Source organism: Paenibacillus praedii, from assembly GCF_049725345.1.
Classification (GTDB): Bacteria; Bacillota; Bacilli; order Paenibacillales; family Paenibacillaceae; genus Pristimantibacillus.
Genome location: NZ_JBMWAM010000011.1, coordinates 24,056 through 50,758, shown reverse-complemented (window position 1 = coordinate 50,758; position 26,703 = coordinate 24,056). Strand labels below are relative to the sequence as shown.

24 protein-coding genes and 2 pseudogenes are annotated in these 26,703 nt (G+C 50.4%); 21 read left to right on the top strand and 5 right to left on the bottom strand.

The annotated features are described in order from the left end of the window. Positions 1–13: 13 nt before the first annotated feature. Positions 14–1,312 (bottom strand): ABC transporter substrate-binding protein, encoded by a 1,299-nt coding sequence (locus ACO9K6_RS12185; protein WP_424767838.1) that lies wholly within the window; start codon positions 1,310–1,312, stop codon positions 14–16. Then, the gene (locus tag ACO9K6_RS12180) at positions 1,299–3,086 is read right to left on the bottom strand and encodes a sensor histidine kinase (RefSeq protein ID WP_424767837.1); all 1,788 of its coding nucleotides are present in this window, start codon (positions 3,084–3,086) and stop codon (positions 1,299–1,301) included. The genes ACO9K6_RS12185 and ACO9K6_RS12180 overlap by 14 nt, the downstream gene beginning before the upstream one ends. A gap of 335 nt (positions 3,087–3,421) precedes the next feature. Here ACO9K6_RS12180 and ACO9K6_RS12175 point away from each other — a divergent pair, with 335 nt between their 5' ends. The 9 genes from ACO9K6_RS12175 to ACO9K6_RS12135 all read left to right on the top strand — a co-directional run bounded on the left by ACO9K6_RS12175 (position 3,422) and on the right by ACO9K6_RS12135 (position 13,501). Next, positions 3,422–3,655: an S-layer homology domain-containing protein gene (locus tag ACO9K6_RS12175; RefSeq protein ID WP_424767836.1), complete on the top strand. Its 234-nt coding sequence runs from the start codon at positions 3,422–3,424 to the stop codon at positions 3,653–3,655. Positions 3,656–3,833: 178 nt separating this feature from the next. Beyond that, a complete protein-coding gene (locus tag ACO9K6_RS12170) occupies positions 3,834–5,399 on the top strand; it encodes a response regulator (protein WP_424767835.1) in 1,566 nt (521 codons plus the stop codon). A gap of 20 nt (positions 5,400–5,419) precedes the next feature. Next, positions 5,420–7,210, top strand: a complete 1,791-nt coding sequence (locus tag ACO9K6_RS12165) for a cache domain-containing sensor histidine kinase (RefSeq protein WP_424767834.1) — start codon at positions 5,420–5,422, stop codon at positions 7,208–7,210. 101 nt (positions 7,211–7,311) lie between these two features. Continuing rightward, a complete protein-coding gene (locus tag ACO9K6_RS12160) occupies positions 7,312–9,012 on the top strand; it encodes an extracellular solute-binding protein (protein WP_424767833.1) in 1,701 nt (566 codons plus the stop codon). A 120-nt stretch (positions 9,013–9,132) separates the two neighbouring features. Further along, a complete protein-coding gene (locus tag ACO9K6_RS12155) occupies positions 9,133–10,101 on the top strand; it encodes an ABC transporter permease (RefSeq protein ID WP_424767832.1) in 969 nt (322 codons plus the stop codon). Positions 10,102–10,116: 15 nt separating this feature from the next. Next, positions 10,117–11,049 carry a carbohydrate ABC transporter permease gene (locus tag ACO9K6_RS12150; protein ID WP_424767831.1) on the top strand — a complete coding sequence of 311 codons (933 nt, stop codon included), beginning with the start codon at positions 10,117–10,119 and terminating at the stop codon, positions 11,047–11,049. Positions 11,050–11,054: 5 nt separating this feature from the next. After that, the gene (locus ACO9K6_RS12145; RefSeq protein ID WP_424767918.1) at positions 11,055–12,200 is read left to right on the top strand and encodes a glycosyl hydrolase family 8; all 1,146 of its coding nucleotides are present in this window, start codon (positions 11,055–11,057) and stop codon (positions 12,198–12,200) included. 152 nt (positions 12,201–12,352) lie between these two features. After that, positions 12,353–12,985 carry a histidine phosphatase family protein gene (locus ACO9K6_RS12140; protein WP_424767830.1) on the top strand — a complete coding sequence of 211 codons (633 nt, stop codon included), beginning with the start codon at positions 12,353–12,355 and terminating at the stop codon, positions 12,983–12,985. A 225-nt stretch (positions 12,986–13,210) separates the two neighbouring features. Then, on the top strand, positions 13,211–13,501 hold the full coding sequence (locus ACO9K6_RS12135) for a hypothetical protein (RefSeq protein ID WP_424767829.1): 291 nt from the start codon (positions 13,211–13,213) through the stop codon (positions 13,499–13,501). A 181-nt stretch (positions 13,502–13,682) separates the two neighbouring features. Here ACO9K6_RS12135 and ACO9K6_RS12130 read toward each other — a convergent pair whose 3' ends face one another. Both ACO9K6_RS12130 and ACO9K6_RS12125 read right to left on the bottom strand, forming a co-directional pair. Continuing rightward, positions 13,683–14,231 carry an isochorismatase family protein gene (locus tag ACO9K6_RS12130; protein ID WP_424767917.1) on the bottom strand — a complete coding sequence of 183 codons (549 nt, stop codon included), beginning with the start codon at positions 14,229–14,231 and terminating at the stop codon, positions 13,683–13,685. Further along, positions 14,231–14,353 (bottom strand): hypothetical protein, encoded by a 123-nt coding sequence (locus ACO9K6_RS12125; protein WP_424767828.1) that lies wholly within the window; start codon positions 14,351–14,353, stop codon positions 14,231–14,233. Before ACO9K6_RS12125 ends, ACO9K6_RS12130 begins: the two co-directional genes overlap by 1 nt. Positions 14,354–14,386: 33 nt before the next feature. On the opposite strand from ACO9K6_RS12125, the pseudogene ACO9K6_RS12120 reads away from it, so the two are divergent. From ACO9K6_RS12120 to ACO9K6_RS12090, 7 genes and pseudogenes are all read left to right on the top strand, one after another. Further along, a pseudogene (locus ACO9K6_RS12120) lies at positions 14,387–14,707 on the top strand (ABC transporter permease); the annotation flags it as partial. 90 nt (positions 14,708–14,797) lie between these two features. Further along, positions 14,798–16,135: an MFS transporter gene (locus tag ACO9K6_RS12115; RefSeq protein ID WP_424767827.1), complete on the top strand. Its 1,338-nt coding sequence runs from the start codon at positions 14,798–14,800 to the stop codon at positions 16,133–16,135. 23 nt (positions 16,136–16,158) lie between these two features. Then, positions 16,159–16,839 carry a cysteine hydrolase family protein gene (locus tag ACO9K6_RS12110; RefSeq protein ID WP_424767826.1) on the top strand — a complete coding sequence of 227 codons (681 nt, stop codon included), beginning with the start codon at positions 16,159–16,161 and terminating at the stop codon, positions 16,837–16,839. Further along, positions 16,829–17,125, top strand: coding sequence for a hypothetical protein (locus ACO9K6_RS12105; RefSeq protein WP_424767825.1), 297 nt, complete (start codon positions 16,829–16,831; stop codon positions 17,123–17,125). Before ACO9K6_RS12110 ends, ACO9K6_RS12105 begins: the two co-directional genes overlap by 11 nt. Before the next feature lie 317 nt (positions 17,126–17,442). Then, complete coding sequence (locus tag ACO9K6_RS12100) at positions 17,443–18,150, top strand: DUF421 domain-containing protein (RefSeq protein WP_424767824.1); 708 nt, start codon at positions 17,443–17,445, stop codon at positions 18,148–18,150. Positions 18,151–18,608: 458 nt separating this feature from the next. After that, positions 18,609–19,826 (top strand): MFS transporter, encoded by a 1,218-nt coding sequence (locus ACO9K6_RS12095; RefSeq protein ID WP_424767823.1) that lies wholly within the window; start codon positions 18,609–18,611, stop codon positions 19,824–19,826. Positions 19,827–19,849: 23 nt separating this feature from the next. Continuing rightward, positions 19,850–20,206, top strand: a pseudogene (locus ACO9K6_RS12090) (aldo/keto reductase); the annotation flags it as partial. A gap of 22 nt (positions 20,207–20,228) precedes the next feature. Here the strand turns inward: ACO9K6_RS12090 and ACO9K6_RS12085 are convergent. After that, complete coding sequence (locus tag ACO9K6_RS12085; protein WP_424767822.1) at positions 20,229–20,849, bottom strand: hypothetical protein; 621 nt, start codon at positions 20,847–20,849, stop codon at positions 20,229–20,231. 404 nt (positions 20,850–21,253) lie between these two features. Here ACO9K6_RS12085 and ACO9K6_RS12080 point away from each other — a divergent pair, with 404 nt between their 5' ends. The 5 genes from ACO9K6_RS12080 to ACO9K6_RS12060 all read left to right on the top strand — a co-directional run bounded on the left by ACO9K6_RS12080 (position 21,254) and on the right by ACO9K6_RS12060 (position 26,658). Continuing rightward, positions 21,254–22,711 (top strand): ABC transporter substrate-binding protein, encoded by a 1,458-nt coding sequence (locus ACO9K6_RS12080; protein WP_424767821.1) that lies wholly within the window; start codon positions 21,254–21,256, stop codon positions 22,709–22,711. 101 nt (positions 22,712–22,812) lie between these two features. Continuing rightward, entirely contained in the window at positions 22,813–23,721 is a 909-nt protein-coding gene (locus ACO9K6_RS12075) for a carbohydrate ABC transporter permease (RefSeq protein WP_424767820.1), read from the top strand. Then, entirely contained in the window at positions 23,718–24,533 is an 816-nt protein-coding gene (locus tag ACO9K6_RS12070) for a carbohydrate ABC transporter permease (RefSeq protein WP_424767819.1), read from the top strand. Before ACO9K6_RS12075 ends, ACO9K6_RS12070 begins: the two co-directional genes overlap by 4 nt. Positions 24,534–24,586: 53 nt before the next feature. Next, positions 24,587–25,654, top strand: coding sequence for an NAD(P)-dependent alcohol dehydrogenase (locus ACO9K6_RS12065; protein WP_424767818.1), 1,068 nt, complete (start codon positions 24,587–24,589; stop codon positions 25,652–25,654). Beyond that, positions 25,651–26,658, top strand: a complete 1,008-nt coding sequence (locus ACO9K6_RS12060; protein ID WP_424767817.1) for a zinc-dependent alcohol dehydrogenase family protein — start codon at positions 25,651–25,653, stop codon at positions 26,656–26,658. Before ACO9K6_RS12065 ends, ACO9K6_RS12060 begins: the two co-directional genes overlap by 4 nt. Positions 26,659–26,703: the final 45 nt, after the last annotated feature.

The following is a 26,703-nucleotide window of genomic DNA, read 5'->3' as shown; positions in this document are numbered from 1 at the left end:
TTGCAAAAGTCCGTCATTTATCGTACGAGGCGAGCGCCTGGTCTACGCGCTTCAGCGCTTCGGCCCAGCCCTGTTCGGGCGGCAGCTGGTTATTATCGACCAGCTGAAGCACGTCGTCAAGCGCCGTCGCCACGACCTGGGACAGGGGACCCTCGTAGACGGGCTTGACGTTCTTCGCGGCCTGCGAGAACATATCGCCGACAGGAGCATCGTTGAAATAGGGATCGCGCTTGTCCCGGATGCTCGCATCGGTATAAGCGACGGGCGTCGACGGAAAATTGCCGTTGTCCGCGAACATGCGCAGCTGCTGTTCGGGCGAAGTCAAATAACGGATCAGCCGGAACGCTTGTTCCGGGTGCTCTCCTTCCTTCGGAAGGGTAAGGAAGGAGCCGCCCCAATTGCTGTGCTGATCCGGATGCAGCCGGGCGAGATCCCACTTGCCGGTTGCCTCAGGCGCATTGTTGCGGATCATACCCGTCATCCATGCCGGAGCGGGCATGACGGCGAACTTTCCTTCCGCAAGTCCGTCGCCCCATTCCGGCAAATACGTTTCGATGTTTGCCGACAGTCCCAGCTGCGACGCCTCCATCGCATAATCCCAGGCCTTGCGGATGTCCGGATTTTCGCTCAGGATGAGTTTTCCGGTCGTCCGATCGAAATATTGGGTCTCCAGCTGGCTGAACATCATGCGGTAGAAAATTTTCAGATTGTTGAACATTTTCACGCCCGTGCGTTCGCTTATAATCTTCCCGACCACTAAATAGTCGTCCCAGACGCGGAACAGATCGGACACGTCGTCCCGCCCGAAGGGGAGGCCGGCCTGCATGAACAAGTCTCTTCGGTAAGCGACGGCCAGAGGCCCGATATCTGTCGGCAGGCCGAACACGAACGTCCGCGATGGATCTTGCGCCTGCTGCCATTTCCAGTCAAGAAAATTCGACTCCACCTCGCGCGCGCCGAAATCGTTCAAATTGTAGAAATAGGCCGGCAGCTTCTTGAACTTCTCGATGTAGCTTAACTCGATGAGCGAGACGTCAGGCGCGCCGTATCCGGCGGCGAAGGCCGTCTGGAGATTGGTGTGAATATCCTCGTATTGGGCGGTCTGGATCGTGATCCGGACGTCCGGATTCCGCTCGTCGTATTTGGCGATCAGCTCGTCCAGCCCCGTACCGGGAATCAGCCAGACAGTCAGCTCGAGCACCTCTGGCGCATCCAGCGACGCCACCTTGGCGGCCGGCGCGGCGCTGCAGGAAACGAACATGCAGAATGCGGCGAGCGCACCGAGTGTTTTACCCCACTTACCTCTGTTCATTTCCGGTCCCCCTTGCGCCGTCAGCCGGCAAATCGATTTCGACCCGAAGTCCGCCTTCCATACCTTCCCGAAGGGTAATGCCATAGTCTTTCCCGTATATGAGGCCGATCCGGCGCTGCAGGTTGGCGAGCCCGAGTCCCGTATGCATCGAGTTCGGTTCCGCGGAGCCTGCGTGGTCCTCCAGGACCGTGCGCATCTCGGCCTGCGTCATTCCTTTGCCGTTGTCTTCGACGGATAGCAGGATGTGGTCGTCCGTCTGTCTGATTTCGATGTTGATCCGCCATGGCCGGCCCTTGACCGTCTCCAGTCCGTGCGTGATCGCATTCTCGACGAGCGGCTGAAGAAGCATTTTCATCACCCGATGCCGAAGCAGGCTCTCATCGGCGTCAATCGTTACCTGAAGCTTATCGCCGTAACGCGCGTGCTGAAGCAGCAAATAGCGGTTCAGTTGCTCCAAATCCTCCTGGATCGTCACGAGCTCGGAGCCGGGCTGGATGCTGTACCGCATGAGATCGCTGAGTGTGAGCACCATCTGTGCGGTCTTGTCCTGGCCGTCGTTGATAAGCTGCCAATAGATCGTGTTAAGCGAATTGTACAGAAAATGCGGTCGGAACTGCGCCTTCAGCGCGATGATCTGCGCTTGCTTCTCGGTCGCCTGCTTGCCGGACAGGTCGCGGATCGTATCGTTCAGGCTGCTGACCATGCTGTTGTAGCTGTCAAACAGGATGGACACCTCCTGATTGATCAGCCGACCGCGCGAAGGGTTGAGCATGCCGCGCTCGACGCGGCTGAGCCTGTGAGCCAGGTAGCGGATCGGTTTGGAGACGGACCAAGAGAAAAAGATCGTCAGCAGGATGGCGGCGCCAATGCCGAACAGGCCGATGACGAGGATGCTCTTCTGAATATTTTCCAGATCGTTCACCATATCCTTCGCGTCGATATAAGACGCTACCGTCCAGCCGCTGTACGCCGACGTGGAGTATGGAACGTAAGCCGCCGCGTCGTTCATATCCCAGTTGATGAGATCTGTATCTCGCGTTTTCATGCGCGCGAAAAGCTCGCTGTTCACGTTCTCGCCAATCTCTTCAGTCTTAGTCGAATAGACGATTTTGCCGCGACTGTCGATTACGTGGGTTTTGCGCGACAGGCCGCGCGCGTTCTCGTCAATGACACGCCTGATCGTATCTACCGAAATGAGGAGGAACATGTCGCCGATCCGCTCGAGTGACGACCAATCGTTCAGCTGTCTGGCTCCAATTATCGCCTGAATGGTGCCGCTGCGCCATGCGGGAGCCGAGAGCCACAGCATGCGGCCGTGCATTTCCGCGACGGAAGGAAACCACTCGACGCGGCGCAGTTCGTCTTCCGACCGCCAGAAGAAAGCCAGCGCATCGTTGCGCGAGTAGAGGTCGCCGCTTGCGTCCAGCATATGGATCGTCAGATCGGAGCCGGAATAGCGGCTTTGGTCGGCAATGAATTTGTTGATGTCCGCGATTGTGGAAGTCGTCTCGCCGCTCCGGCTGACCGCGTTGAAATGCTGCTGGATTTCCGGGCTGAACGCCACTTTTTGCGCCAGCCGGTCGTATTCTTGGAGCATGACATCGGTTTTGCCGCGCATCTGCACGACGGAATCCAACAGATAGCTTGACGTTTTTTCTACGACTACTTTGGAAGAATAACGGTAAGAGAAGAAGCTTGTAATGGTTAGAATGACGATCAAGATAACGGAGAAGCCGAGAATGAGCTGGAAAAGAATCGAGGTTTTGCGAAGCAATAGAAGTCGACCCCTTTTTAAACGTCAATGAAAGTAAGCGTTTTCTATTATTATATCGCATATTTACTGAAGAATGTCCAGCATCTGCCGATAAATTTGCTTTTGCACGACAAATGATGGTTAAGAGGGGATCTAACGTTAGAAACCTTATCGGGAAGTAGTCGTATGACAGGGAGCGAGCGTATAGGATAGCCCATTTCTCTTAAAAGTTTTGGTTTTACCGCATTCACTATGCGGTCGAATGTTCTTCCGATCGCTCCTAGCCGTTGAACGAGAAATTTCTCTAATCCCTCAAAGACGTATGTCCTCATAGGTGTGTGCTGGGTGAACGGTGGTTGTTCAAAATAAGAAACAACTTGCTGCTGCAGGAGCTATCTGCGTTCGACGACCGGGAGACGGTAGCGGAATGGGCAAAGGAATCGCTGGCCTTAGCGGTTCATTCCGGTCTGGTGGAAGGGAACGGAGCTTCTATTAAGCCGCTAGACAGGATTACGCGCGCGGAAATTGCCGTGATGCTTCAAAGGATGTTTATGAATCAACAATTTATTAACGGAGTTGAAAATGAATAAGAATTAAGAAAACGATAGATTGTCTCTTTCTGGGACATTGATCGTTTTTTTAGCAACTCCCCTCTATTCCCATACCCGGAAGGATGAGTATAATGAAAGCAATTAACAGGAGCGGGGTCATCGCATCTGTTCCGAGGCCGAGCTCCAATGCTGCGGCTTCAAGAGAGGGGGGCTTTCTATGCACCAGGTACTGCTGGTTGATGATGAGGTGTTTGTGAGACAAGGGTTGATCGAGTTGATCGATTGGCCGGGATGCGGGTTTGAGATTATGGACGAAGCGGGAAACGGCGAGGATGCGCTGGAAATCATTCGGCTGAAGAAGCCGGATCTGGTCATTACCGATATTCGAATGCCTGTGCTTGACGGGCTGGAGCTGATCCGGAGGGCGTCACAGGAGCAGCTGCATACGATGTTCATCATTGTAAGCGGATACAACGAATTTGAATACGCCCAGCAGGCTGTCCGGTTCGGCGTGCATGATTTCATTTTAAAGCCGATTGACGAGAATGTCCTGCAGCAAACGCTGATTGGATTGAACGAGAAGCTGCGAAAGGAGCAGTCGCTAAGCAGGCAAAACGAGCGTTTAAGGAGCAACGAGATCATCGCCTCGCTCATCAAGGGGGAATACAATAAGGAACAAATCTCAGAATGGCAAGGCAGGCTGGGAATCCCTGCGGAAAGCCCTCTGTTCTACATGTTCGTGGAGGTTAATGATATCCATCCGTGGAACGGGCAGCTGTCGGAGCTTACGTCAGAGGAGCTCGCTTCGGAAATTAGGAATGCGCTGACGGACATCGCGCCCGCCGCGGCAAATGCGCATATTCATGAGCACCGGGGAAGGCTGGGACTTGCAATCGCGACGGAGCAGCTGCCTTCCGGCTGCAATGGCGAGCAGTTCGCTTCAGCCTTGCAGAGAAGACTTAGCGCCGCAACGGGGCAGGTCATCATCATATATATCGGCAGTGTCGTGAAGAGCTTATCGGAGATGAGAGAGGCTTATCAGAGAGCTAAGGACACCCTCCCCTATAAATATACGGGGGAGGAGCAGACGATTTTCGTCTATGATCGTGTGCGGAGTCTAGCGCTGAATTATGTCGTATTGGACAGCTCCTTCCACGAACGGCTGTACGAGTGCATGGAGGAAAGCAATGTGCCTGTTATTCATCAAACGATCGATCGTATCTTCGAGGAGTTCCGCACTGCGCATTACGCGCCGGAAGCGGTCAAAGCCAGTATTCACCGCTGTGTATCCGGTATTTTGAGAGCGCTTAAGGATATGGAAATCGAGAAGGATGCGTTGAACAGCCTGAAGCCGATGATTATCTGGCAGGACAGCAATATTACGCTGCGCGAGCTGAAGCGGCTGTTTACGCAATTTGTCCTCGAATGCTCAGAGCTCATGGTTGAGCAGCGGAAGGACATATGGAAAGGCGGCATTCAGAAGGTTAAAGCTTACATCGAAGCGAACTACGCCGGAAGCATCAGCCTGAAGTCGATCGCGGCCCGATTTTATATGAATCCGGTTTATCTGGGACAGTTATTTAAGAAAAAATACGGGATTTACTTTAACGATTATTTGCTGCAGCTTCGCATCCAAGAGGCGAAAAGGCTGATTCGCCAGACAGACCTGCGCATTTACGAGATTGCGGAGAAGGTTGGATTTAACCATGTGGAGTATTTCGTGACGCAATTCGAGAAAATGGAAAAAATGACTCCGACGGAGTACCGGAATAGGCTGCGATAAGCGGAAGGCGAGGAAACAGCGTGAAGCGATTGTTCAATTTGGACCATATCCGGCTGCGGAACAAAATGCTGATAGTTTACAGCTTGTGTGTATTGCTGCCGATTATTTTTACCAATGTCATCTTCTATCAGGTCACGAGCGAAAATGTAAAAAAGCAGAAAATGCAGGATATTTCACGGGCTTTGGAACAGATGTCGAATGATTTTCGGGCTGAAATCGACGATGCGGTAACCGTTTCAACGGTTTTTTTCACAGATAATAATCTGAATGCCATATTGGAAGCGGAGTATGAGAACCCTGCCGACTATATTGAGGCTTACGACTCTTATTTCCGCCGGATTCTGAACAACTATACTCCCGTATACACCTCGGTTCAAAATATAAAAATTTATTTGGATAACCCTACGCTTCTGCATTCCGGAGGCATCGGCAATTTATCCGGCCAGGTGAAAAATTTGGATTGGTACAAGAAGCTCGGCGATTATTCGGTTAACCGTCCTGTCCTGGTCAGATCGCCAAGGGAAGATTTGCTCGTGCTGGATGAGGACGAGAATGCCCGGTCCGCCTTCAGTATCGTCCGCCGCATGAATTATTACGATTCGTGGAACAAGTGGGAGAAGGTGCTGAAGATTGAGCTGAAAATGACGTCTATTCAAAATATTTTTGCCAATCTTAATTTTAACGGAGAGGTGTATTTGCTGAACGAGAAAGGGATGATCGAGTATTCCACAAACCCCCGGATCGATTGGTCAAGCCGGCTGGTTGAATTCGCTTCAGTGGAAATTCCTTCCGACTCCATTACGTTCAAGACCAGCAATCCGGTTAACAGCTATATTGATGGCTGGCAGATTGTCGGAACGGTATCGGAGGAAGAAGTATTCCAGGAGGTCCGCAATTCGAGGGAATTCGTGATCTGGCTTGCGGCGCTCAATTTGCTTGTATCGACGGTCATCATCACTTGGATATCCAGGTCCCTGACTTCAAGACTCGGCAATATTTTGAAGTATATGAAGAAGGTGAAGCATCAGCAGTTCGATACGATCCAGGCGGAGGAAGCACGGGATGAGATCGGACAGCTGACGGGCGAGTTCAACCGGATGACGCTGCAGATCAGAAGTCTGATTAATGATGTGTATGTGGCGGATATTCAGAAGAAGAGCCTGGAGCTCGAACGGCGGAAGGCACAGCTCAATGCGCTGCAAAGTCAAATCAATCCTCATTTTTTGTTCAACGCGCTGGAAACGATTCGGATGCGAAGCATCATCAAGAAGGAAGCGGAGACGGCTAAAATTATTCAAAATATGGCCAAGCTCTTCCGCAGCTCGCTTACCTGGAACAAGGATAAGGTGAAGGTTAAGGAGGAGGTGGAGTTCATCCTCTGTTTCCTGGAAATTCAAAAATACCGGTTTGCGGACCGCCTTACGTATCAGCTGCATATTGACCCGGATGTAGAAGAATGTCTGGTTCCCAAGCTTGTGTTCCTGCCGTTTGTAGAAAATGCTTGTATTCATGGGATTGAGCAGCTTAAGCATGGGGGGCATGTCGAGCTGCGGCTTGCGAGAGAGGGGGACTTCGTCCAGTTTGCGATTTCGGATAACGGCGCGGGAATGAAGACGCAGCAAGTGGAGCGGATTCGCAGGTATTTGGAGGAGGAAGAGGAGCTGGGCGAGCGGATTGGCGTGCAAAATGTTATTTACCGGTTAAAGATGATATACGGCAGCCGGTTCCGGTTTTCCCTCGAGAGCGAGCCTGGTCAGGGCACAAAGGTGGAAATTACGCTGCCGGCGGAAGAAAAAAACATACAACTATGATTTCTGTAGTATTTGCTTAAGTTTATGGGGTGAGCATCCCGAATCGCAAATCGTATAATGAAAGTGCTTTCAAAATAACTGTGCCAGGGGGCTAAACCACAATGAAAAGGAAATGGTTAGTGTTCGTTCTCGCTATGGTCATGCTGCTATCCGTCGTTGCATCCGCTTGTTCCAGCGGTAATAACGGCGGCAGCGGAAATAAATCGGAAGGCAATGCGGCCGAGGCCACCGACAGCGGGGAACAAAAGCCGGAGAAGGTAACGTTTACGATCTTTAACGGCGCTGGAGCAGCAAAGGATATTAACACCAATGAAACGACTATCGGCAAGCTGCTTGAGGATCAGACAGGCGTCAATTTCAAGCTGGAAAATCTGGTAGGCGATCTGAATACGAAAATCGGAACGATGATTGCTTCCAACCGCTACCCGGATGTGATTATTCCGGACGCAGCCATCGATGAAATTCTCGGCGCAGGCGCGTTTATTGATTTGACCGATCTGATTGAGGAGCACGCTCCTAATATCAAGCGGGTATACGGACCATATTTTAACCAGATGAAGGCGGCTGACGGAAAGATTTATTTCCTTCCGTTCTCTAACGTAGTTGGTGAATATATTCCGGACCCGAACATCAACCAGGGCGCGTTCTGGGTACAGCGCCGGGTGCTGAAGGAAGCGGGATATCCGCAGATTAAAACGCTGGATGAATATATTAATCTGGTGAAGGATTTTGTAGCGAAGCATCCGGATGAGGATTTGACCGGCTTTGTAACGCTTACGCATGATTGGAGATTCTTCGCGACGACGAACCCGCCGATGCATCTGATGGGGTATCCGAATGACGGCGATGTTATCGTGGATATGAACACTCACGAGGCGAAGACGTATTCCGCCAGCGATGCGACCAAGCGCTGGCTGCAGGAGCTGAACGAGCTGAACGCCGAGGGTTTGTTCGACAAAGCTTCTTTTGTCGACAACTATGACCAATATTTGGCGAAGCTGACTTCCGGCAAGGTCGTAGGGTTCTTCGATTACGGCTGGCAGATCGGCAACGCCCAGAACGTGCTGAAGGATGCTGCGAAGGTGGATCCGGCCAAGGATGACTTTGTATATTTCCCGTTGCCGGTTACTTTCGACGGCGAGAAGGATCAATATCTCGACCCTCCGGGCTTCGTCAAAAACCGCGGCATGGGCATTACTGTCAGCGCCAAGGACCCAGTTCGGATTGTTCAATACCTGGATAACCTGCTGAAGGAAGAAAACCAAGTTCTGAAAAGCTGGGGAATCAAAGGCGAAACGTACGAGGTTGATGAGAATGGACGCTTCTACCGTACTGCGGAGCAAATTGCCAAAATCAACGAGCCCTTCCGTGAAGAATTCGGCTTTAAATACTACGATTGGAACTGGCCTAACTACGGCACTAACTCTACTCTAGCCGACGGCAATGCGTACTCGCCGGGGCTGCAGCCTGAGGTGTTCCAGATGAGTCTGACAGAAGCGGATAAAACGATCCTGGAGAAATACGGCGCAAGAACGTATGCGGAGCTGTTTGCTGCTCCTGATGAGCGTCCATGGTTCCCGGCATGGGGCATTCCGAAGGAGCAGGGCTCCCAGCCGCAAATGTATGAAACGCAGAAAACAGAGCTTACGAAGAAATACTTCCCTAGGCTCGTGCTCGCGAATCCAGCTGAATTTGAACAGCTATGGAACGAATATTTAGGTGAATTCGGCAAGCTGGATACGGCTGCTTATGAGCAATTCATGACAGAAGAGGTTAAGAAGCTGGTCGAGCAGGCCAAATAACTAAGCATAACTGTACCCTATGCGGCATCAGAAGACAGCGAAAGGCCTATAAGGCGACCAAGTCGGGCCTTTCGCTGCTCTTCTTCCTGATTCCGTGCTTGGAAGGAGAGAGAGTGGAAGATGGAGAAGAACACAGTAAGCACCGCAGCGTCCAGCGCGAGCACGAAACAATCGGCGGGCATTGTCCGGTTTTTCAAGCTGCTTCTTAAGCAGCGCGCATTAGTTATCATGTCCGTGCCCTTTCTGATTTGGCTCTTTATTTTCAAATATATGCCGTTGTGGGGCTGGACGATCGCATTTCAGAGATACAAGCCGGCACTTGGCTTCTGGGATCAGGAGTGGATCGGCTTTGAGCATTTCAATTTTTTGTTTCAGGATGAACGGTTTTTGAGAGTGCTCCGAAATACGCTGGCGATGAGCGGAATCAATTTGGTGCTTGGGTTTGTGACGGCGATCACGCTGGCGCTTCTGCTTAATGAGGTGCGCAAGGTGATGTTCAAGCGGGTCGTGCAGACGATCAGCTATTTGCCGCATTTTATTTCATGGGTTGTTGCGGCAGGCATTATACAGAGCACGTTATCCCCAGACGGGATTTTAAATGAGCTGCTGATTGGTGCGGGTATTGTTAATGAAGGAATATTGTTTTTGGGCATCCCGGAACAGTTCTGGACCATCTTTGGCGTCAGTACGGTATGGAAGGATGTCGGCTGGAATACAATCGTCTATTTGGCGGCCATGACGATGATTGATCCCGCGCAATACGAAGCGGCGGAAATGGATGGTGCGGGGCGCTTCAAGCGTATGTGGCATATAACGCTTCCGGGCATCAAACCGGTCATTGTCGTTCTATTAATTATGAATATCGGATATCTGATGGAATCGGGATTTGAGCCGCAATACCTGCTCGGTAACGGCATGAATATCGATTACTCCGAGAATCTTGATATATTTGTTTTGAAATACGGTATTGCGCAGGGCAATTTTTCTTTATCGATAGCGGCAGGAATGTTCAAGACGGTAGTCAGCTTTATCCTGTTGTTTGCAGCTAATCACATTTCGAAGCGTCTCGGCGAAGCCAGACTGTACTAGAAAGCGAGGTCAACGATGGCAGAAGCAGTGATGAAGACCAAAAAAAGGAAGCGGCAATTGCCGCTTGGCGAGAGGCTGTTCGAATACGGCAATTATACCTTTCTGACTTTGTTGATGATTGTTACGTTGTATCCCTTCCTCAACACACTCGCCGTCTCTTTAAACGACGCGAATGATTCGATAAGAGGAGGCATCTATCTATGGCCGAGGGTATGGACGCTCGAAAACTATAAATATGTGCTGGCGGAAGCGACTATTTTCCACGCGACCATGATTTCCGTGCTGCGTACGGTTATCGGCACGGCCGTAACCGTATTTTGCTCGGCTATGGTCGCCTATACGATCAGCAGGCAGGAATATGTTCTTCGGAGATTTGTGACGGTCGCCTTCATTTTGACGATGTACATTAACGGGGGCTTGATTCCCAACTTCCTATTAATCCGCGACCTGGGCTTGATCGACAGCTTCTGGGTTTATATTTGGCCGGGCCTTATCGGTGTATTTAATCTGATTATTATCCGCTCCTTTATCGAGGGACTGCCGGATAGCATATTGGAATCGGCCAGAATAGACGGGGCCAGCGAATACCGCAACTTCTTCAATATCGTGCTTCCGCTGAGCACCCCGGTGCTGGCGACTGTTGCGCTCTTCAGCGGCGTGTATCAGTGGAACCAATGGTTTGATGTGTTTCTGTACAATTCCTCCAATATCGATTTGAGTACGCTGCAATACGAGCTACAAAAAATATTGCAAAACTCGAACGCCTCCATGTCCGCCAAATCGGCAGGCGACGCTTTCTCAAACGCAGGACAGAATGCCAATGCGGTAACGCCGTTCTCTATTCGCGCAACCATGACGATCGCGGCTTCCTTGCCAATCATTATGGTGTATCCGTTCCTGCAGAAGTATTTTGTGAAAGGCATGATGGTAGGCGGGGTGAAAGGGTGAGGAATATGGAAGCGGCTATAGGAGCATTTCGGACAGGTCAATACCGCAATGTGCTGGCGGAATACGGCTATTCGGAAGAGGAGATAGGCGAGAGGCTGAAGAGCGTCTGGGCTGCGCTGTTCGAAGGGGACGAGGAGACGCGGATATATTATCAGGCTGGGGAGGACAAGGGTTATTTGCTTGATACCGGCAATCTGGATGTTCGTTCGGAGGGCATGTCCTACGGCATGATGATGGCGGTCCAATATAACAGAAAAGATATATTCGACCGGCTCTGGAGCTGGACGCATACGTATATGTTCATGACGGAAGGCGTGCACGCCGGCTATTTCGCCTGGTCCTGCAATCCGGATGGGACGAGGCGCGCGAGTCGTCCCGCCCCGGACGGGGAGGAGTTTTTTGCGATGGCGCTGTTCTTTGCCTCTCATCGCTGGGGCGATGGTGAGCCGCCATTTGATTACGGTCGTCAAGCGCGGGAGCTGCTGAGTACCTGCCTGCATCAAGGGGAGAGAGGGCCGGGTTATCCGATGTGGAATTTGCAAAATAAGCTGATCAAGTTTATTCCGGAATGCGAATATTCGGACCCGTCCTATCACCTGCCGCATTTTTATGAGCTGTTTGCGCTTTGGGCTAATCCCGAGGATCGCGCTTTCTGGAAGGAGGCCGCGGCTGCGAGCAGACAATATCTTCACCTTGCCTGCCATCCGGTCACCGGGCTTGCGCCCGAATATGCGCACTATGACGGCACACCGAACGATGAGAAGGGCTACGGACATTTCTACAGCGATTCCTACCGCGTAGCGGCTAACATCGGTCTTGATTACGAATGGATCGGAGCCGATGAATGGTCTTGCGAGGCGGCAAACCGGATACAAGCTTTTTTTGCAGATAAAGCTCCCGAGGATTACCGCAGGTACAGAATCGATGGCGAGCCGTTCGAGGAAAAATCGCTCCATCCGGTCGGCTTACTCGCGACCAACGCTATGGCTTCGCTCGCAGCGACAGGTCCTCATGCGCGCTCAAGCGTTGAGCTGTTCTGGAACACGCCTATCCGCACCGGGGTCAGAAGATATTACGATAACTGCTTGTACCTGTTCGCCCTGCTTGCCTTAAGCGGCAATTACCGGATATGGAAGCCTTCCGAGGGCTGATTCTTCACATCATAATATGAAATGGGTAATGCTGCGATTATCGCGCATTGCCCGTTTTTTATTTCCGCATGGAAATAAAAGGGTATCTTTTTGCACAGACTATCCTTTATGCAATCTGTGAGGATAAAGACTTCGCACAAGAGGTGATACCTTTGAGAAATATCGTTCTTGCCATAGCGTTTTTTTTACTCGTATGTTTTCCATCGCATGCTTCAGGGGAGGCCGATGCTGCTGTACATGCAGCTCCGCTCAGCGCCCCCTTGCTTCAATCGCTGCGCCAGGGCGGATATATTCTGTTAGTTAGGCATGGAGAAGCTTCAGTAGGAAGCGATCAAACGCAGATTAACTTCAGTGATTGCTCCACCCAAAGAAATCTGTCGGAAGAGGGGAGAAGACAGGCTGTAAGCTTTGGGGGGGCGATTCGCCAATTGCGAATCCCTGTTCAGCTGCCGGTAACGGCGAGTCCTTTTTGCCGCACAAGAGAAACGGCTGCATTGGCATTTGGAGAGCAGCATGTTCAAATCGATCCTTTCTGGCTGAATATTTATAAATTAAGCGGCGCTTTGCCTGCTGCCGAGCAAGAAAGGATAGTAAAGGCTCTTACTTCTGTGTTGGAAGTGAAACCGCCCGCAGGGAAAAATAAAGTCATCGTCGATCACAGCTTTCCAAGCGATGTCGGCCTTGGCGAGATTCCGTATATGGGAACGGTTCTTGTGAGACCGCTGGGGGAAGGGAAGGGCTATGAAGTCGTAGATAAAATTTCTTTAGAGGAATTTGAGCAGTGAAGTCTGGCGACCCACAGAAGTAAAGGAAAGAGCAACACAGCTGGAAATAACATCAATATTTTAATAGAGGATATCACTAAGGCGTAACCGGTACACGGTAATTCTCTCGCCCTCCATGCCGCAGAAACATGGAAGGCGATCGCCTTCCATGTCAAGCGTACAGGTCGAATTGTCTCTCTGTGAATACAATAAGGTGTATTCCAAAACAGGAAGGGGATAATTACTTTGGACCCTAATCAGTACTATAACATGGGCAATGTAGGCAGCATGAATGAAGCTGAATTTTGTCCCGATTGTCCAACGCAGACGATCTATGATCCTCCAATTACGCAATACGAGAACTACTACCATCCGCAGCTTGTGAATGTCGTTCAAAATATTGAAACGGTAAAACAGCATCATTGTTGTCCTGTCTATAAGCACTATTACACGCATACTGAGAAAAATGTTATGGTTTCGAGCGTGAAACGCGGGAAACATGTTAAAACATCTTCTAAGAAACTTTCGAAAAAGTAGTCTGAAATTAGAACAATGCCCCGTAAGAACGGCCGCTTCGCGAATGATGTTTCCATCTTATGGGTCTTAAGTTTACTTTAAAATGACGGGTTCAAAGCAGGCGATTAGCGCTAGAATAGGAAAACGTTATGACTAGTCCCGATGAAGCTTGATTCATCGGGACTTTTTCTTGTAGCGGCCCTTATTTCTTTCTCGAGAGCAGATATCGGATCACTTCTCCTGCAGGGAGTACATCACCGAATTTCCGATCGATATCGGCCAGATTGTTGCGATGCACAAATTCATCTCGATCCCCCACCGCTTCGGCCGGAATAATTGGACGAATGGCATGCTGAATGGTTTCCGTCGCCATTGCCCGAATCGCCCCGCTGGTGGAAAACCCGCACAGAATAAGCGTGTCGCACGACGTCTCGCGGAGAATAGGCAGCAAATCCGAATCGGAGTAGACGGAGTAATATTTCGTATATATGGTCCGGTCGCTCTTTCGGGTTCGTATTCGTTTATCCAGCACAATGTCGTTCGGATCTGTAGCGAGCGCCTGCATGCCAGGAACCTTTTTGGCAAAAATACGAAGCGCGGGATCGTCGGCCTTATTATAAGAATGCGTATAAATGACTTGAACGCCCGTTTCATGAGCAGTGTCAACAAGTTTACCGATCGTTTCCACTTCTTTATCCCAATCGCCGTGCATCGGCGATTCTTTGTTTGTAAAAGCGGTGCTGCAGTCCATCACGAGCAATACTGGTCTGCTGCCGAACCCGAATCGCCCCGAAAATCCCCGCGTGACGAAATATTGCTCGATTTCATCGGATCAGGAATGCGATGATCACGATTCCCCGGCCGCGGCGTCATGACAACCACCCGCGTCGATAAAAAGACAGATTTTTTTATTTGTATAACGCAACGAAAATGCAAACGATGTGGAGGCTGCGTTTGCCGGCAGCGCTGCCGTATATTTTGGCGGGCTTGAAAATTTCGTGCGCGATGTCGGTTGTTGGCGCAATCGTCGGCGAATATATCGCCGGGATTGGCGGCGGCAACGGAGGGCTTGGGTACGCGATTACGATTGCGGCAACACGGCTTCAAACCGGTTATTTGTTTGCCTGCGGTCTCACAGCGTCCGTCATAGGCATCGTATTCTTCCTGCTGATTAATTTGCTATCCAAACGGCTGCTAAGCTCGTGGCATGAATCGGAGCAGCACTAGGGCGGCGAAGATGCAGGTCTCCTCGTATTGGACAGCCAGCCTAGTCGTGCTATCATGAAATATCATCGCCGGCTGAAAGGAGGAAGCAACTTGCGTCTACTTATCGCAGTAGCTTTCGGCATTATGTTAAATCCGTTGAATTCCTCTATGATCTCGGTAGCGTTAACCCGTTTGCAGGGGGATTTTGGGCTAACGTTCGCAGATTCAACTTGGCTCATATCTACTTATTACTTAGCAAGCGCCATCGGTCAGCCAGTGATGGGGAAGCTGACGGACATTTGGGGACAAAAGAGGATGTTTCTGATCGGGCTTGGACTGGTCGCCGCAGCTTCCATGCTGGCGCCGCTCGCTACGAGCTTCGGCGCTCTAATTGTCTTCCGGATGATTCAAGCGGTAGGCAGCTCTACGCTGTACCCCGCTGGCATGGCTGCCGTGCGCAAGCATATTACCGAGAAGCAGGCTCAGTCGCTCGGCGTCTTAAATATTTTCGCCTCAAGCTCGGCGGCGTTCGGTCCTTCTATCGGCGGCTTTCTCATTTTCAATTGGGATTGGCAGGCTATTTTCTTTATCAATTTCCCTTTTATTATTGCTTCGTTTATCCTGGCGATTCGGGCGTTCCCGAAGGATGAGCGGCCGACGAATAAGCCGGCGGCACCCGATGTCGGCGGCATTGCGTTATTCGCCGTCTCCATCGTATGCCTGCTGATGTTTCTCTTGTCATTGGAGCAGCAAGCAAACTGGTGGCTGCTGCTCGTATTTGCCATTGCGGTGGTGTGGTTTATTCGGCATGAAACCCGCCGGCCAGCGCCTTTCGTTAACGTGTCGTCGTTAAGGAAAAACGTGAATGTCAGTCTCGTATACGTTCAGTTTATATTAGTCAATATTTTGTTTTATTCGATGTTTTTCGGGGTACCGACTTATTTGCAGAAGGTTCAAGGCTTTGAGGCCAATGTGACCGGTATCGTCATGCTGTCGATCGCGGGCTTCAGCGTCGTTGTGTCGCCGCTCGCCGGACGTTGGATCGATCGGACGCAATCTTCCAAAACAGTGCTTCTGGCAGGGGCGATCTTCGCGATCTCCGGTACGCTGCTGCTGCTGACCGTAGGCAATCATTCCTCGCCGCTGTACTTGTTCGCCGTGTTATCTCTACTGGGCGTCAGCAGCGGGTTCAATAATTTGGGTCTTCAGACTGCCTTGTTTGCGTTTGCAGATCCGAAGGAGACAGGCATTGCATCCGGCTTGTTTATGACGTCCCGTTATTTGGGTACGATCTTATCCTCGAGTTTACTCGGGATGGCATTCGGCCAGCAGGTTACGACGGCTCAATTCCATGTCGTTGCTATTGTCGGCGCAGCCATCGGCGTGCTGATCCTGCTGCTGTCGGCGAGAATGCCGAGCAAAGCCCCGTTGCGTCAAGATGGAACTTAATTAACTGTGAAGGAGCCTTTAATATGAAAAAATGGATGGAAGTCATCCCTGCAGCTGAACAGGAAACATATAAACGAGCGGGCTTTTTCAAGAAGGCTGAGCTGGGGGAGCGTGCGGCGCTCATCGTCGTAGACGTGACTTACGGCTTCACCGGCTCCGAATCGCTTACGCTGGAACAAGCGATTCAAGAGTATCCTACCGCCTGCGGACCCGCCTCATGGGAAGCGATGCCGCGTATTGCGGCACTTATCGCGTTGTTTCGGGAACGAAAGCTTCCTGTCGTTTATTCCAGGACGAACCCATACGATACCCTATTCGCTGGCGGGGCCGTCAAATCGAAGAGGAAGCTGAATATGGAAGGGATGTACAACGAATTCCCGCCGTCCATCGCTCCGCTCGAAGGGGAGTGGGTGCTTGAGAAAACGAAAGCGAGCGCCTTCTTCCAAACGCCGCTTCAAGCCTATCTGGTTAAGGAGCGAATTGATACCGTCATCGTATGCGGCGTTTCCACCTCCGGGTGTGTGCGCGCGACGTCCGTTGACGCGCATTCGAATGGCTTCGCGACGTTCGTGATTGATGATGGCTGCTTCGACCGATCGTATTTTTCGCACTGTACCAATTTATTCGACTTGAACGCGAAGTACGCTACCGTGTTGTCAGTCGACGAGCTTGCGCAAATGTGGGCAGCCGAGGTTGCGCGATAAAGCAAACCATAGCAATAGGATAAGGCTATTCCAACAAGAACAAGAAGAAGTCTGCGACAGCCGCAGACTTCTTCTTGTTTGTGGTGCCGTTGTTGCAGGGCCGTTTAGAAAAGTGTTTAAAGGAACGGAGATATTGAATGTATGGAGCATACATTCTGAGCTTTATTTAGTAAACACCACCACCGAAGAAACCACAACTACAAGCGATAATTACCAACAAAATGAAAAGGACAAGAATCATGCCTGTGTTGTTAAATGCACCGCCTACAACAGTTCCGGACATTAATGCTTCACCTCCTCTCGACTTGAGTACTCTATAGGTTATGCATGAGTTTACTGTTGTGACTGGATGTTTGTGCCCGATATATATTATCCATGTTAAAAGTCCCGGGAGTTCGTTATACTGGATGTACTTATGGGACGTGTGATTATGCATGGCTCGGCGCATCACGTATCCAGTTGACCTTAGCTCCGAGAATATCAGGAATAACCGAGCAGGTCGTAAAATAGGCAGGACAAGCTGCTGTACCAATCCCGGGAAATCAGTGATTGGTTTTTTTTATTCGAATTGGAAATAATGAAAAGGAAGGAGGAGGTTATGTAATGCAAGTATATATGGAAATATTTATTCGGACCATTCTTGCTATTGTACTGCTTTTGTTTATAGCTAAAATACTTGGTAAACAGACGATTTCTAATATGACGTTTCATGATTTTGTGACGGGTATTATATTAGGGGCCATTGCGGCTAACTTGGCCTTTAATGAGACAATAAAATGGTCATATTTGATTTTGTCGCTCGTTATCATTACGATAACCTCCTTTTTGTTATCCGTCATCGCCCTGAAGAACCGCAAAATGAGAAGCTGGATATCGGGTTCACCAACCGTACTTATTGAAAGCGGAAAAATTCTTGAAGATAATATGAGAAAGGTCAGATATACGCTGGATTCATTGGATCAGGCATTAAGGGAAAATGGGATTTTCAACATGGAGGAAGTGGAATATGCCGTTCTTGAAGATAACGGAATGGTATCCGTATTAAAAAAAGAAGAGTACCAATTTGTCACCAAAAAGGATATGAAGATTCGTTCAACCGTCCAATCTTTTCCCATTGAACTCATTATGGATGGAGCGCTCATGGAAAAAAACCTGGAGAGTAACGGATTGACAAAGGAATGGCTGGAATCCGAATTAAGGCGCAAGGGAAAGCGGATTTCCGATGTGTTCTACGGAGTAAGGGGAACACAACAGCAGCTCGTCTTTGATTTTTACAAAGATGGCATCCACAAACCATTGGATAAAGAATAATATAACTGATGTCCATCGTCCCAATGATTGACAAAGTTAGGTCCTACTTGAGTCATGAGAACAATCTTGCATTTACATAAAAACACTCTTCTTATAAAATATAGAAAGAACATGGTCGCTGCGTTATTTCAAGAGCACTCTACAAGTTCGGGAGAAAGAAGTAAGGTATTGGCAGGCTGCTTCCGGCGGGCGAGACGGCTCGCGGAGAAGAGCAGCGAGAGGCCAGAACATCATGTATATTCCAAAGCATCTCAAGCCCCTTAAACGGCTTCGGATGCTTTTATTTTTTTATAAGCGCATTAGAAAGGGGAACAGCAAATAAAGAGACATTACCTCGCTTTTCCTTCATATTGCTACTGCGTTTCGTTTTTGAACAATTGGAAAAGGAGGCGTATAGTAGGAAATAGTTTACTATTGCAGTGGATCCTAATAGGCAGAGGAAGAAGGAGGTTAAGTGCATGCCATCCTGGAAGCGTACGATGTGGATTTTATGGTTCGGCGTTCTATTCTGCAGTTCAAGCTATACGATGTCGGTTCCATTCCTGCCGCTCTTCCTCTTTGATTTAGGAGTAGAGAAGAGCTCAGTCAATTTATGGGCTGGGATTGTGCACTCCTCTGCATTTCTTGTTGGAGCTGTGATGGCGCCCTTATGGGGGCTGCTTGCGGACAAGTATGGAAAGCGGAAAATGGTCATTCGGGCCGGGCTCAGTCTGGCGGTCATTTATGCACTGATCGCGTTCGTCCAGACGCCATGGCAGCTGGTAGGCGTCAGGATGCTGCATGGATTTGTCGGCGGCTTCGTTCCCGCATCCATGTCGATTGTTGCGTCTATCGCGCCTAAGGAAAAGCTGGGCTGGAGCCTCGGCATGATGCAGGCAGGCACGATGACAGGCGGCATACTCGGTCCGTTGTTCGGGGGATTGCTGGCGGAAGCTTTTGGCTTGCGCCGTTCCTTCATCGCGGCGGCAATCATTATATTAGCTGCAACAGTGGCTGTCATTGTTTGGGTGAGGGAAGGAAAAGGAGCGGCGAAAGCGGCGGAGAGCTCGGAAGAGAAGCGGGCAGAGCCGGTTACCTACCGAATGGCGTTCCGTAACCGCGCTCTAATGAGTATGCTGCTGCTGCTTGTCCTCTTTCAATTGTCGGTGAACATGATTCAGCCGTTGTTGACGCTTCATATCGCCGAGCTGCAGGGCGGGCTGCAGGGGGCGGTCCTGTCAGCCGGCTTCGTGCTTTCGCTTATTGGAATCGCGGGCATACTTGCCTCGCCGGTCTGGGGAAGGCTGGGGGAGAGGAAAGGGTACTATCGTATTCTTATCGGCTGCTTGCTCGCTGCGGGAATGGTCATTAGCATGCAGTACTTTGTTGAGGATTTATGGCTGTTCGCTGTTGTCCAATTCATATTCGGTCTGTTTATGGCCGGGATTGGTCCTATTGTCAATACACTTGTCGTACAAAGCACGGATGAGCAGTTCAGAGGCCGATCCTTTGGTCTCACGACAAGCGCGAATCAGATTGGGGCGATGCTTGGCCCTCTGATCGGCGGATTGCTTGGACTAGCCGTTGGCATCCATTGGATTTTCGTGGCGACAGGCATGATGATGGCCGGCGCCGGTGTGGCTGTCTGGGTGAAGCGGCGGCGGGAAAGGGAAGGAACGGCAATGAGAAATTTATAGGTTGAAGCCATGAGTTGAACGCTCCTCGTCCTAATCAGGTGGAGTTTCATCCTCGATTGACGCAGGCTCCGCTTCTGGCGTTTTGTCAAAAGCATCGCATACAAATGGAGGCCTGGAGTCCCCTGATGCAAGGGAAGCTGCTTGATGACCCATTATTGCTGGAGCTTGGGCGTAAGCATGGCAAATCCCCTGCGCAAATTATTTTGCGATGGGATCTGCATAAGGGCGTCGTGGCTATTCCAAAGTCGATCACACCGAACCGGATTCGCGAGAATGCGAATATATTCGATTTTGAGCTGTCTAAGGAAGAAATTGCAAGGATCGATGCGCTGAACCGCAATGAGAGAGTCGGCGCCGACCCGGACAATTTCAATTTCTAAATTTAAGAGAGCGTGTTGGAAGCTAGGGTTTATATTTGCGGCGCTTAATTAGGATGAGCGCAATCGCGCTGCCCATTAGCACAAGCGCTGCTGCAAAAATTAGATCAGAAGGAGCGTTGGCTGCTGCTTGGGCCTCAGTGGAGGCTTGATTACCAGACAGCTGTACTTTTGCGCTAATGGGGCTGGGTAAATATCCGTCACCTAAAACTGCAAGCTCTTCCGTTGCAGAGCTAAGCGGCTTCGTTAATTCGCAAACTCCTGTTTCAAGCTTGGTTGGATTGTTGTAAGCTGAAACGAGATATGCCTTGCCGACTGTGAAATTTTCGTAGCCGCAGCCTGCCGAGCTCATGGCGGTATAGACGCTTGCCTGGCGTGCGACCTCGCCCTTCCATACCGTAGATACCTCGAAGCTTACCTGAACCAAATCCGCGGATGACATTATTTTCAAACCGCTGGGCTTAATGACTTCCGTTACCGTTCCTGCGAAAATGGCTGATTTGCGTTCGAGCTCATCCTTGACCTGCTGCTCGGTCGAGCTTGGAGCCGCGCAGGAGCACGCATAGGCTGCTGTTGGTTTGGCGATTAACCCTCCGCTTAATAAGATCGAACAACTTAAGATAATGACAAACCATTTTTTGATCACGATGTTCACCTCGGTAGCATAGACGGATGGGATGCGCTTTATGTTTCTAACTATTTGATCTAAGTGAAGATGTAAAAGAAAGCGCTAGAGTAAGGCAAAACCGATCAGGCTGACCGGTTTTGCCTTCTTTTTTTGTCGAACAAGTAAAGAAAATTGCACCTGTACAAAATGGAAGCGCTTCCCTTGAAAATCCCGCCACGACGGGATTCCTGTACTTCATGACATAAGCTATTTAAAAATGGCATGAATTCGATCGTGTCAAATCAACGGATGTATTTGTTTACTTTGGTCTTTTACGGCACCTATAATGGCCTCAACGGGATCGCAAATTAACAAATGGCATTAACGCAGGCGCCATGCGTCGGCTGGGGGGTCCCAACAATAAACAGGAGGTCATGAATGTGATGAGACAGATCGATTCACTGCAAGGTCGTAAAGCAATGAACCTGAAGAAGTATTTTACTCCGGTAAAGTTTTTATTATTGTCATTAATGATAGCGCTTACCGCGTGCGGTTCGCCGGCGAATAATGGCGGCAGCAACACAGCAAACGGCAATACAGCAGCGGGGAATGCGGAAACGCCGGCGGCCTCTGGCAAGAAGGTTGAATTGACGGTTGCGACCGTTAATAACCCGGATATGGTCGTTATGCAAAAGCTGGCAAAGGACTATGAGCAGGAAACAGGCGTTACGGTAAAGTTCTCCGTCCTGCCAGAGAACGATCTTCGCAAGCAAGTAACGCTTGATGTGAGTACAGGCGGAGGCAAGTATGATATCGTAACGATTGGTAACTTCGACGCTTCGATCTGGGCCAAGAACGGGTGGATTGAGCCATTGGCGCCTTTCTTCGATGGGATGTCTGAAGAGGAGAGAGCGGCATACGATCTGGATGATCTTTTCCCTTCCATTCGCGATGGCGTTTCTTATGAAAACGAATTGTATGCGCTTCCCTTCTATGGAGAGAGCAGCATGCTCTACTACAACAAAGAGATGCTGGAGAAGGCTGGCGTGACGATGCCGGAAAGCCCGACCTGGGAGGAAGTAGCTGATATTGCCAAGAAGGTGAAGGAAGCGAACAACGTGCCGGGCATTATCCTTCGCGGTCTGCCGGGCTGGGGCGAGATGTTTGCACCGCTTAATACAGTCATTAACGCCCATGGCGGATCTTGGTACGACATGAACTGGGATGCTCAGTTGAACAGTCCGGAGACGATTAAAGGAGTTCAGTTCTATGTTGATTTGATCAATGCGGCAGGCCAGCCAGGGGCGACGACAACGGGCTTTACCGAGGCATTGACGCTGTTGTCCACGGGTAAAGCAGCAATGTGGTATGACGCTACAGTAGCCGCAGGCTTCTTAAATAATCCGAATTCTTCGCAAGTTGTAGGCAAAATTGGTTATGCCAAAGCGCCAACAGGCGTCAAAGAGAATACGGGCTGGTTATGGTCGTGGAACCTTGCGATCGAGGCGGCAAGCAAAAACAAAGAGGAAGCGTTCAAATTTATTACCTGGGCAACAAGCAAGGAGTACATTGAGAAGGTCGGCGAGTCCGAAGGCTGGGTAGTAGCTCCTCCAGGCACGCGTCAATCGACATACGAGAATCCGAAGTACAAGGAAGCGGCGCCTTTCGCAGATATCGTGCTTGAATCTCTGCTAGCTGCTGATTTCAAACAGCCAACGGTTAACCCGGTTCCTTATCAAGGCGTTCAGTTCGTGAACATCCCAGAGTTCCAGCAGCTTGGTACGGAAGTCAGCCAATTCATTGCTGGTGCGATTACGGGTGAAATCACGGTTGAGGAAGCGATGAACAAGGGTCAGGAAATGGCCCAGAAGGTCGCCGTAGATGGCGGTTATAAGAAATAAAGCGGATTGATTTTGTGGAAGAGGACGATAAACTCGCGCCTCTTCCCGCTCAGCTTAAAGCGGATAGAGGCGAATGAATACGGTAGAATGGAGAAAAACCGATGAAAACGGATTCTAAATTAGCGAGTGTAGCGGTTGAACCTTCCACTGGAGCGAGAGGGCTGCTCTGGCCCGGTATTATTATTGTCGGCATTATCACGCAAGTGCCTTTTCTGTATACGATTTATCTCAGCCTTCACGATTGGAATTTGATGAGACCGGATCTTGGCGTAACCTTTGCGGGTTTATCTAATTTCGGTCAAATTCTAAGCGATTCCGCATTTTGGGAAGTATTGAAAAATACATTGTTTCTTACTGTTTTTTGTCTTCTGCTTTGTCTTGTCGCCGGTATGGGGCTGGCGCTGCTGCTTAACCGTGATTTTTTCGGAAAAGGCATTATTCGTACGTTATTCGTATCTCCTTTCTTTATTATGCCGGCGGTGTCCGGAATCGTATGGAAAACAGTCATTCTTAATCCGAATTTCGGATTCAGCGCTTATATTACAAGTAAGCTGGGACTGCCGCCCATCGATTGGCTTGGTCAATATCCGCTAGAGACCATTATTATCGTGGTCGCGTGGCAGTGGATCCCCTTCTTTATGCTTGTGCTGCTCGCTGGACTGCAGTCGGTATCTCCCGACCTGATGGAGGCGGCGATGCTTGACGGCGCAAATCGTTTTCAGCAATTTTTTAATGTGACCATTCCTCATTTGTTGAGATATATAGAGGTAGCTTTATTGCTTGGCCTCATATTCATTATGCAAACGTTCGGGGAGATTTACGTGACAACCTCCGGCGGACCGGGCTACGCATCTACGAATCTTCCGTTCTATTTATACCGGCTGGGCTTCCAAAGCTGGGATGTCGGCGGCGCTTCAGCGCTCGGCGTGCTCATCGTTATTATTATGACGGTCTTTATGACGGTACTCTTCAAACTCATGCGCAAAACCTTCGGAGGTGAATTGTCATGAAGCGTACACTTCCGCTGCTGATCACGTTAGCGACATATATGCTTGCATTTGTCTATTTTTCACCCGTTCTTTGGTTGCTTGTGACAGGCTTCAAGACCGAGGGCGAGGCGATCAACGTGCCTCCTTCGATTTTGTTCGAGCCAACGATGGAGAACTTCAGACAGATATGGGATGCTGGCGCAAGCGCGTTTCTCGGCCATTCCGCTACCGTGTCGATTACCTCTACCGTGCTAGCTTTGCTGCTCGGCGTTCCTGCTGCATATGCGCTGGCGATGCTTAAGGTGAAGAAAGCAGATGACGTGCTGTTCTGGTTTATTTCGACTAAAATGCTTCCAGCGGTCGGCATCATCATTCCAATTTATTTGGTGCTCAAGGAGCTCGGGCTTCTTGACTCGCTAATCGCTCTAATTCTGCTCTACACGGCAATGAACGTGCCGCTGGTCGTATGGATGATGCGTTCGTTCTTCAAGGACATTCCTTATGAAACGATTGAGGCTGGCCGCGTCGATGGTGCAACAGGCCTGCAGGGCTTCTTTAAAATCACGCTTCCGCTCGTGCGGCCAGGTATTATTTCTACAGCACTGCTATGCTTTGTCTTCGCATGGAACGAGTTCTTCTTCGGCGTCAGCCTGACGTCGACCAATGCTGCAACAATGCCGGTTTATATGTCATCGTACATGACGCAGCAGGGATTGTTTTGGGCGAAAATGTCCTCGGTTGCAACGCTTGCTGTCCTGCCGGCGCTTGTGCTGGGCTGGTTCACACAGCGCCAGCTGGTGCGCGGATTGACGATGGGTGCCGTTAAAGGATAAGTTTAACTCATGAACCATCGTATATGATTATGCCTAGATGAGGGAGAACGTCTATGGAAAAGAAAACAATGAAAGCAGCTGTGCTTGATCGACCGTTGTCCATTGCAGTGAAGGAGGTTGCGGTTCCGCAGCCTGGCCCCAATGAAGCGTTAGTTCAGGTGTATTGTATTGGTATTTGCGGCTCCGACGTGCACTTCTATGAGCACGGACGGATTGGGCGTTACGAGGTGAAGCAGCCGATCATTCTTGGTCATGAGCTTGCAGGCACGGTCGTGCAGGTCGGAGCCGCTGTGAAAAATGTAGCGGTGGGAGACAGAGTCGCGGTGGAGCCAGGCGTTGCTTGCGGACGCTGTGACTATTGCAAAGGGGGACGTTATAATCTCTGTCCGGATGTCGTATTCATGGCGACGCCCCCAGTGGATGGCGCTTGGGCGGAATATGTTGCCGTTCGCAGCGACTTTCTCTTCAAGCTGCCGGATTCCTTAAGCTTTGAAGAAGGCGCTTTGCTTGAGCCGTTGTCGGTCGGCATTCACGCGATGACGAGGGGCAGGGTGAAGCCCTCCGACCGCGTGCTTGTGACCGGGCTTGGCCCGATTGGGCTGCTCGCGATTGAGGCGGCTAAGCTTTTCGGCGTAAATGAAATTTACGGCAGCGATGTGCTCGCTGGCCGCAGAGACATGGCATTGGATATGGGGGTGAGCGGTGTTCTTAACCCCGCAGCGGACACTCCCATGAAGGAGGAACTCGATCGGCTTACGATCGGAGCGGGTATTGATATCATCATCGAGACGTCAGGCAGCGGACGGGCAATATCCGATAGCCTCGGGCTAGTCAAGCGCGGCGGCCGCATCGTATTCGTAGGTTTGCCTGCAGCAGACGCCATTCCGGTCAACATTTCGGCACTGGTGGACGCGGAGCTTGATGTCTATGGTCTGTTTCGTTACGCGAATACCTATCCGATGGCGATTCAAGCCTTAAGCGGGCGAAAGAATAGCGTGACCAAAGTGATAACGCACGCCTTCTCGCTTGATGCAATCGAACAGGCCGTAGAAACAGCCAGAACAGAGAAGGAAACGAGCACAAAAATTATGATATATCCGAATGGAGAGAAAAAGCCATGAAAGCACTAGTCATCGAAGGTCCTCGTAAAGCCGTCATTAAAGAAGTTCCGTATCCTGCGCCGAAGCGCGGAGAGGTTACGATCCAAGTGAAAAATGTTGGCATCTGCGGCACCGACTTTCATATTTTTGAAGGCGAATTCATATCCCCGTATCCGATTATTCCAGGTCATGAGTTTTCCGGCGTCATCCATGAGGTGGGAGAAGGCGTGACAGGTTTTATACCAGGCGACCGGGTAAGCGCTGATCCCTCGCTGTTTTGCGGGAACTGCCAATTCTGTCTGACTCACCGCGGCAACCAGTGCGAGAATTGGGGAGCGCTTGGCAATACCGTGAACGGAAGCATGGCGGAATTCGTATCGGTGCCGGCCGGCAATGTCGTGAAGCTTCCGGACACGATGTCGTTCGAGGAAGGCGCGTTTATCGAGCCGATGGCCTGTGTTGTACATGGCATGAATCGTCTGCAGCTGCAGGTGGGCAATCGAGTATTGCTGTTCGGCGCAGGCGCGATGGGCCAGCAGCTGATTCAGTCGATTGCAAGAGCGGGAGCATCCGAGCTCGTCGTCGTGGATGTTGCGCAGGAGAAGCTTGACCTCGCCCTGAAGCATGGCGCGACAAAGGGTGTACTCAGCCGCGATTTAGAAACCGCGCTCAGCAAGGACAACTATCCTTACGGATTCGATGCAGTCGTAGATGTAACCGGTATTCCTGCCGTTATTGAAAAGGCGCTGGACTTTGTCGGACCAGCGGGCAAATATTTGCAGTTCGGTGTGACAGCAGATAATGCGAGTATTCGCATCAATCCGTTCAAGCTGTACAACAAGGACTGGACGCTGCTCGGCTCGATGGCTATTAATCATACATTTATCCCTGCTTTTAACTGGATCAAGGAGGGCAGGATTAACCTGAATCCTTTAATTTCCAAGACGATCAGTCTGGAAGAAACGATTGAATTTCTGGAGAAGCCAAAGGCTCCGGATTTAATGAAGGTACAAATTAAGATGTAAGAAGCGCTTGTCCCGCCAGTATCTTAGATAAACAGTAGTCAATTA